The 6,392-nt window shown below is 54.6% G+C and carries 7 protein-coding genes; 6 read left to right on the top strand and 1 reads right to left on the bottom strand.

Annotated features, from left to right (window positions below; translation table 11 throughout):
- The 3 genes from arnT to arnF form a co-directional block, all read left to right on the top strand.
- On the top strand, nt 1-1,462 hold a 1,462-nt coding region (gene arnT, locus RTY00_RS17715; protein ID WP_312665308.1), incomplete at its 5' end, for a lipid IV(A) 4-amino-4-deoxy-L-arabinosyltransferase.
- Complete coding sequence (arnE, locus tag RTY00_RS17720; RefSeq protein ID WP_154191368.1) at nt 1,459-1,779, top strand: 4-amino-4-deoxy-L-arabinose-phosphoundecaprenol flippase subunit ArnE; 321 nt, start codon at nt 1,459-1,461, stop codon at nt 1,777-1,779. The genes arnT and arnE, both read left to right, overlap by 4 nt.
- Nucleotides 1,776-2,141 (top strand): 4-amino-4-deoxy-L-arabinose-phosphoundecaprenol flippase subunit ArnF, encoded by a 366-nt coding sequence (gene arnF, locus RTY00_RS17725; RefSeq protein ID WP_312665309.1) that lies wholly within the window; start codon nt 1,776-1,778, stop codon nt 2,139-2,141. The genes arnE and arnF overlap by 4 nt, the downstream gene beginning before the upstream one ends.
- 31 nt (nt 2,142-2,172) lie before the next feature.
- Here the strand turns inward: arnF and RTY00_RS17730 are convergent, their stop codons facing one another.
- The gene (locus tag RTY00_RS17730) at nt 2,173-3,381 is read right to left on the bottom strand and encodes an alpha-hydroxy acid oxidase (protein WP_312665311.1); all 1,209 of its coding nucleotides are present in this window, start codon (nt 3,379-3,381) and stop codon (nt 2,173-2,175) included.
- A gap of 341 nt (nt 3,382-3,722) precedes the next feature.
- On the opposite strand from RTY00_RS17730, the gene RTY00_RS17735 reads away from it, so the two are divergent.
- The 3 genes from RTY00_RS17735 to RTY00_RS17745 all read left to right on the top strand — a co-directional run.
- The gene (locus RTY00_RS17735) at nt 3,723-5,159 is read left to right on the top strand and encodes a sugar porter family MFS transporter (RefSeq protein WP_008106285.1); all 1,437 of its coding nucleotides are present in this window, start codon (nt 3,723-3,725) and stop codon (nt 5,157-5,159) included.
- Nucleotides 5,160-5,290: 131 nt separating this feature from the next.
- Entirely contained in the window at nt 5,291-6,112 is an 822-nt protein-coding gene (locus tag RTY00_RS17740; protein WP_312665312.1) for a TIM barrel protein, read from the top strand.
- Between the two features lie 10 nt (nt 6,113-6,122).
- Nucleotides 6,123-6,392: Gfo/Idh/MocA family oxidoreductase (locus RTY00_RS17745; RefSeq protein ID WP_312665313.1), on the top strand; the 270-nt coding region annotated here is incomplete at its 3' end.

Genomic DNA, 6,392 nt, shown 5'->3' on the forward strand with positions numbered 1-6,392 from the left:
GGTCAATAACATTGGCCAATGGTTGTTTGGTCACACAAACTTTGGCGTGCGCGCTGGATCGATTTTTAGCACCACGTTAAGCGCAGTATTGGTCTTCTGGCTCGGCACGCAGATGTTTGCCAGCCGCCAAGTCGCGCTGACTGGCAGCGTTATTTTCCTGACTTCACTACTGGTGTACGGCGTCGGCACTTACGCGGTGCTCGATCCGATCCTGATGCTGTGGCTGGTCGCCGCGATGTGCAGTTACTGGCTGGCGTCGCAGGCCAGCACCACGCGGCAACGCTTATGCGGCTATGTTTTGCTGGGCGCGGCGTGCGCGATGGGCTTTATGACCAAAGGCTTTCTCGCGCTGGCGGTGCCAGTGTTTGCGATTCTGCCGTGGGCCATTTGGCAACGCCGCTTTATGGAACTGCTGCGCTGGGGACCGCTGACGATTGTGGTTGCTGTGCTGCTTAGCACGCCGTGGGCGCTGGCGATTAATCAGCAGGAAGGGGATTTCTGGCACTACTTCTTCTGGGTCGAGCATATTCAGCGTTTCGCCGAATCGGATGCACAACACAAAGCGCCATTCTGGTATTACATTCCGGTGCTGCTGGCGGGCTGTTTGCCGTGGCTGGCGCTGCTGCCGGGATCGCTGGTTGGCGCGTGGCGTCAGCGCAGTCAGCAAGCCGGACCGATTTATTTGCTGAGCTGGGTGCTGCTGCCGCTGCTGTTTTTCAGCATCGCTAAAGGCAAATTGCCGACCTACATTTTGCCGTGCTTCGCGCCGCTGGCGCTGCTAATGGCGCATTACGCGCACAGCGGTTCGGCGCAGGTGATGAAAGCGCTGAAGGTAAATGGCTGGATCAACCTGCTGTTCGGAGCGATTACCGCAATCGTGTTACTGGTGGTGCTAGCTCCGTGGGGCATTTCGCATCGTCCGGTGTACAGCAGCGAAGAGATTGTTGGCGTAATCTGTGCGGCGCTCTCCTTTATCGGATGGGGCGTGATGGGTTGGCTGAGCCGCAAGCCGGAGAACGGTCGCTGGCAGTTAGCCGCGCTTTGCCCATTGGCGCTGGCGTTACTGGTCGGTTTTGCCATTCCGCAGAAGGTGCGCGATTCCAAGCAGCCACAGAGTTTTGTCAGTGCGGTGCACGTTCAGCTGGCGGATAGTCGTTATCTGCTGGCCAACAATCCTGGCGTGGCATCGGCGGTGGCCTGGGAACTGCAGCGCAGTGACATCAATTTCTATGATGCCAAAGGTGAGTTGCAATACGGACTGAGCTATCCGGATGCGCAGTCACACTACATTGATGCAGATGACTTTGCCGACTGGCTACGCGTTCATCGCCGTCAGGGCAAGGTTTCATTGGTGCTGATGATGAATTCCAGCGACAAAACGCCGGATAAAAACCTGCCGGAACCGGATGATGTCTATCGTCAGGGCCGCCTGGTTTATTACGGCTACAATGCCACACCATGAATCTGCTGCTGATTTTACTGGTTAGCGTGCTGAGCTGTGCCGCCCAGCTGTGTCAGAAGCAGGCGGCTCATCTCGGTATCAAAAAAGGGATGCTTTGGCTGGCGCTCAGCATCATGCTGCTGGGTATCGGCATGTTGCTGTGGCTGGCGGTACTGCGCGTGGTGCCGGTGAGTGTGGCGTATCCGATGCTCAGTCTGAACTTTGTGTTGGTGGCTATCGCCGCGCGGCTGATCTGGCGCGAAACCTACAGCCTACAGCAATGGATTGGCACGCTGGCGATTGTTGCCGGTGTGGCGCTGATGGGAAGTCATCTATGAAAGGCGTGATGCTGGCGCTGTGCAGCGTGTTGCTGGTATCACTGGCGCAGCTGGTTTTGCGAATGGCGATGCTGGATTTCCCGCCGTTGAGCGCATTGCTCAGTTTGCAGCACATCAAACCGCTGCTGCTGTTGGCGATGGGCCTTGGCGCTTACGCGCTGTCGATGTTGTGCTGGATGCTGGCGCTGCGTCATCTGCCACTTAATCGGCTCTATCCGCTGCTCAGTTTGAGTTATGTGCTGGTCTGGCTGGCGGCGATTTCCTTGCCAATATTAGGAGAAACCTTCCGCTGGAGCAGCTTTGCCGGCGTGGTGCTGATTGTGTTTGGCCTGCTGCTGGTTTCGCTGCCGCGCCGCCGATGATTGTCCGTAGGGTCGCCATTCATGGCGACCATCAACCAATCAACCGCAAATGCTTCTCCCCTAAATCCGCCAGCGAAGCCGCACCTAACATGCCCAAATCGCGGCTCACCTCGCTGGTAATCAAATCGATGGCCAAATTAACGCCCGCTAAACCGCCCACCGCACAAGCATAATTAAACGGCCGCCCAACAAAGCAGGCTTTTGCGCCCAACGCGATAGCTTTGATGGCGTCGGTGCCGCGTCGAATTCCGCTATCAAACATCACCGTCATTTCACCGGCTGCTGCAACGATTTCCGGCAGCACATAAAGCGGCGGAATCACCGTATCCAGCTGTCGTCCACCATGATTAGACACCACAATGCCGTCGATGCCGATGGCTTTACAGCGCAGCGCATCGTTACGGCTGAGAATGCCTTTAATCACCATCGCGCCCGGCCAGCGCGCGCGGATATGTTCGATATGCAGCCAGGTTAAGTGGCTGCGGCCGCTGAAATCCCGCACCGCGTTTTTCGAGAACAGCGGCGCGCCACGCTGCGCATTATTGTTCTCAAAATAGGGCATGCCGCTTTTCAGCAGCGTCTTTAGCAGGGTTCCGGTCAACCAGCGCGGATGCGTGATGCCTTGCCACGCCAAACGCAGGCTAGGGCGGAACGGTGTAGCGAATCCAGCGCGCACGTTGTTTTCCCGATTAGCTTTAACCGGCGTGTCCACGGTGATCACCAGCACCGGAATCGCGGCCCGCTTAACGCGATCGATCAGCGCATCAATCTCCTCCAGCGTTTTCGGCAGATACGCTTGAAACCACATGTCGGGATTCACTTGCGCCACCTCTTCCAGCCGCGTCAGCGATGAGCCGCTCATGATAAACGGCACGTTCTTCTCTTTCGCCGCGCGCGCCAGAGTGCAATCGCCATCAAAACCGGTTAACGCCGAGATACCCATTGGCGCGATGCCAACCGGCGCCGCGTAGCTTTGCCCAAACAGCTCAACTCCAATGTTGCGTTGCGATACATCCACCATGTTTTCCGGGATCAGGCTGTAGCGCGCATAAGAAGCCAGCGTGTTGCGCAGCGCGATATTGTCCTCGACGCCGCCAGATACATAGGCGAACAGCGGATGCGGCAGATGACGTTTGGCGTACTTCTCGAAGTCGTTCAGGGATAGGCAACGCGACTGCATATTGCGCATGAAGGTGATGATCCAGTTGGCGAGACGGCAGGGGAAAACCAAAGAAATCAATGCTATTGCACGAGCGGAATTTTACAAATCTATAATTCGGCAATGTTAATGCGAAATACGCATATAGACGGTCGCCATAAATGGCGTCCCTACGGAGTTAATATCACCTTACACGTAGGGTCGCCATTCATGGCGACCTTTTAAATTACCGTTATAAATCCTGCCTAAATAAAATATCCCCCTGATGCAATTCCATCAAAATAAAAACACCAAAATGCTTGAACTCACATTTCGGAAAACAAACCCCAAATAAAAATTAACATGAAATAAAAATGCCGTTAGCGTGAGCCTTCTGTTTTGTTCTGCCGTATTTCCTTATGCATTTTTTACCAGGAGGTATTATGGAAAGAGAACTTTATATATCCACCAACACGGCTTCCGGCCCGAATAGCACCACGCGCACCGAGCCGTTTGTTAAAATAATCGCGCTGGTCGCCACGCTGGGTGGATTATTGTTTGGCTACGATACCGGCGTGGTATCGGGTGCTTTGCTATTTATGCGTGACGATTTGCAACTCACGCCATTCACCACCGGATTAGTCACCAGTTCACTGCTATTTGGCGCCGCTTTTGGCGCGCTGCTTGCCGGTCATTTTGCGGATGCGCTGGGACGTCGCAAGATCATTATTTCCCTCGCCTTTATTTTTGCCCTTGGCGCTATCGGTTCGGCATTTGCGCCGGATGTCATCTCAATGATCGCTTCACGTCTGTTCCTGGGTATCGCCGTGGGTGGCGCGGCGGCCACGGTGCCGGTGTATATCGCGGAAATCGCACCGGCCAACAAGCGAGGCCAACTGGTGACTTTGCAGGAGCTGATGATTGTTTCGGGGCAGCTGCTGGCGTACGTGTCCAATGCCACTTTCAACGAAATCTGGGGCGGAGAGCACACATGGCGCTGGATGATCGCCATCTCAACTGTGCCCGCCGTTTTGCTGTGGTTTGGCATGATCTTTATGCCAGAAAGCCCGCGCTGGCACGTGATGCGCGGTAACAACAACGAAGCACGCAAAGTGCTGGAGAAAACCCGCGCGGCGGATGACGTCGATTGGGAGCTGGAAGAGATCGAAGAAACCATCGAAGAGAACCGGCAACAGGGCAAAGGCCGCCTGCGCGATCTGCGTACGCCGTGGCTGCGCAAAGTGTTCTTGCTTGGTATCGGTATTGCGGCGATTCAGCAGCTGACCGGCGTCAACACCATCATGTATTACGCGCCGACCATGCTGACGGCAACCGGCTTGAGCAACGATGCCGCGCTGTTCGCCACCATCGCTAACGGCGTGATTTCAGTGCTGATGACGCTGGTCGGTATCTGGATGATCGGCAAAATCGGCCGTCGTCCACTGGTGTTGGTTGGACAGATGGGCTGCACCGCATGCCTGTTCTTTATCGCGGCGGTGTGCTTCTTCATGCCGGAGTATCATTCGGCGGGCGACGTCAATCTGCTGCGCGCCTATCTGGTGCTGGCGGGTATGTTGATGTTTCTGTGTTTCCAGCAAGGTGCGCTGTCGCCGGTTACCTGGCTGTTGCTTTCTGAGATCTTCCCGGCGCGTATGCGCGGCATTTGTATGGGCGGCGCGGTGTTTGCGCTGTGGATGGCGAACTTTGCCATTTCGATGGCGTTCCCGTTGCTGCTGGCGGCATTTGGCCTTGCTGGAGCCTTCCTAACCTTTGCGGTGATTGGTATTGGTGGATCGATGTTCGTGTTGCGCACCATCCCGGAAACCAAAGGGCGCAGCCTGGAGCAGGTCGAGCACTACTTCCATGAGTTGTATAAATGATGTTGCATTGATGTAAATCAATCAAAGTTCTGGCAGAGCAGCAAAACGACATCGCTTACTATCGCAACATATCGACGCGTCACAACAAAACAGAAAGTAAATAATATTACTCTTTCAGGATAGAACACACCATGACCTACAAAATAAGCCATGACCGACTCTGCGTTAATCGTAAAATCGCGCCTAATCTTAGTCTCGAGCGTTTTTTCTCGCTGGTTGAAAAGCTGGGGTTAAATAAAGTCGAAATCCGCAATGATATGAAAAGTGGCAGCGTAACTGATCATTTATCCGGTGAGGCCGTGCGTGAGCTGGCTGAACAACATGCGTTCACCATCGAAACGATTAATGCGGTTTATCCGTTTAACCAATTAACCGATGAGGTGCTGGAGAAGACGCGCGCTTTATTAAACGCTGCGCGTGAAACCGGTGCTAAAGCGTTAGTACTTTGCCCACTGAATGACGGCACGGTTATTTCCCAGCAGCAAACTGTCGATGCGTTAAAAACGCTCGCGCCACTGTTCGCCGAATATGGCATCGCTGCTCTGGTTGAGCCGCTCGGGTTCCCGCAAAGCTCGCTGCGTTCTGCGGCTTTGGCACAACAGCTGATCAAGCAAGCCGGCGTGCCGTTCAAAATCGTGCTGGATACTTTTCACCACCACTTGTACGAAGGCGCGGAGCAAGACTTTGCCGGCGGCGTCGACGTCAATAACATCGGGCTGGTGCATCTTTCTGGCGTCACCGATGCGCGCCCAACACATCAGTTAACCGACGAAGAGCGCATCATGCTCAGCGCCGACGATCTGCTGAAATCGAAACAGCAAGTGCAACGTCTGGAAGAGATGGGCTATCGCGGCATCTACGCCTTTGAACCGTTTTCTTCCGTAATGGATAGCTGGAGCGAAGAACAGATTGCTCAGGAAATCCAATCCAGCATTGCTTATCTGAATAATTAAGGAACACGCTATGACGCTCAATATTGGTGTAATCGGCACGGGCGCGATTGGTCGCGAACACATTCGTCGTTGTAGCCAGGTGCTGCAACATTCACGCGTAGTGGCGCTGAATGACATTAACCGCAGCAACTGCGAACAGATCGTTAAAGATCTGGGAATTCAGGCGGAGATTTATGACAACGCGCATGATTTGATTAACGCGCCAGAAGTGCAGGCGATTCTGGTCACTTCGTGGGGGCCAACCCATGAAGAGTTCGTGCTGGCGGCTATCAAAGCGGGT

The sequence above is a fragment of the Pantoea sp. CTOTU49201 genome, assembly GCF_032054795.1.
Taxonomy (GTDB): Bacteria; Pseudomonadota; Gammaproteobacteria; order Enterobacterales; family Enterobacteriaceae; genus Pantoea; species Pantoea symbiotica.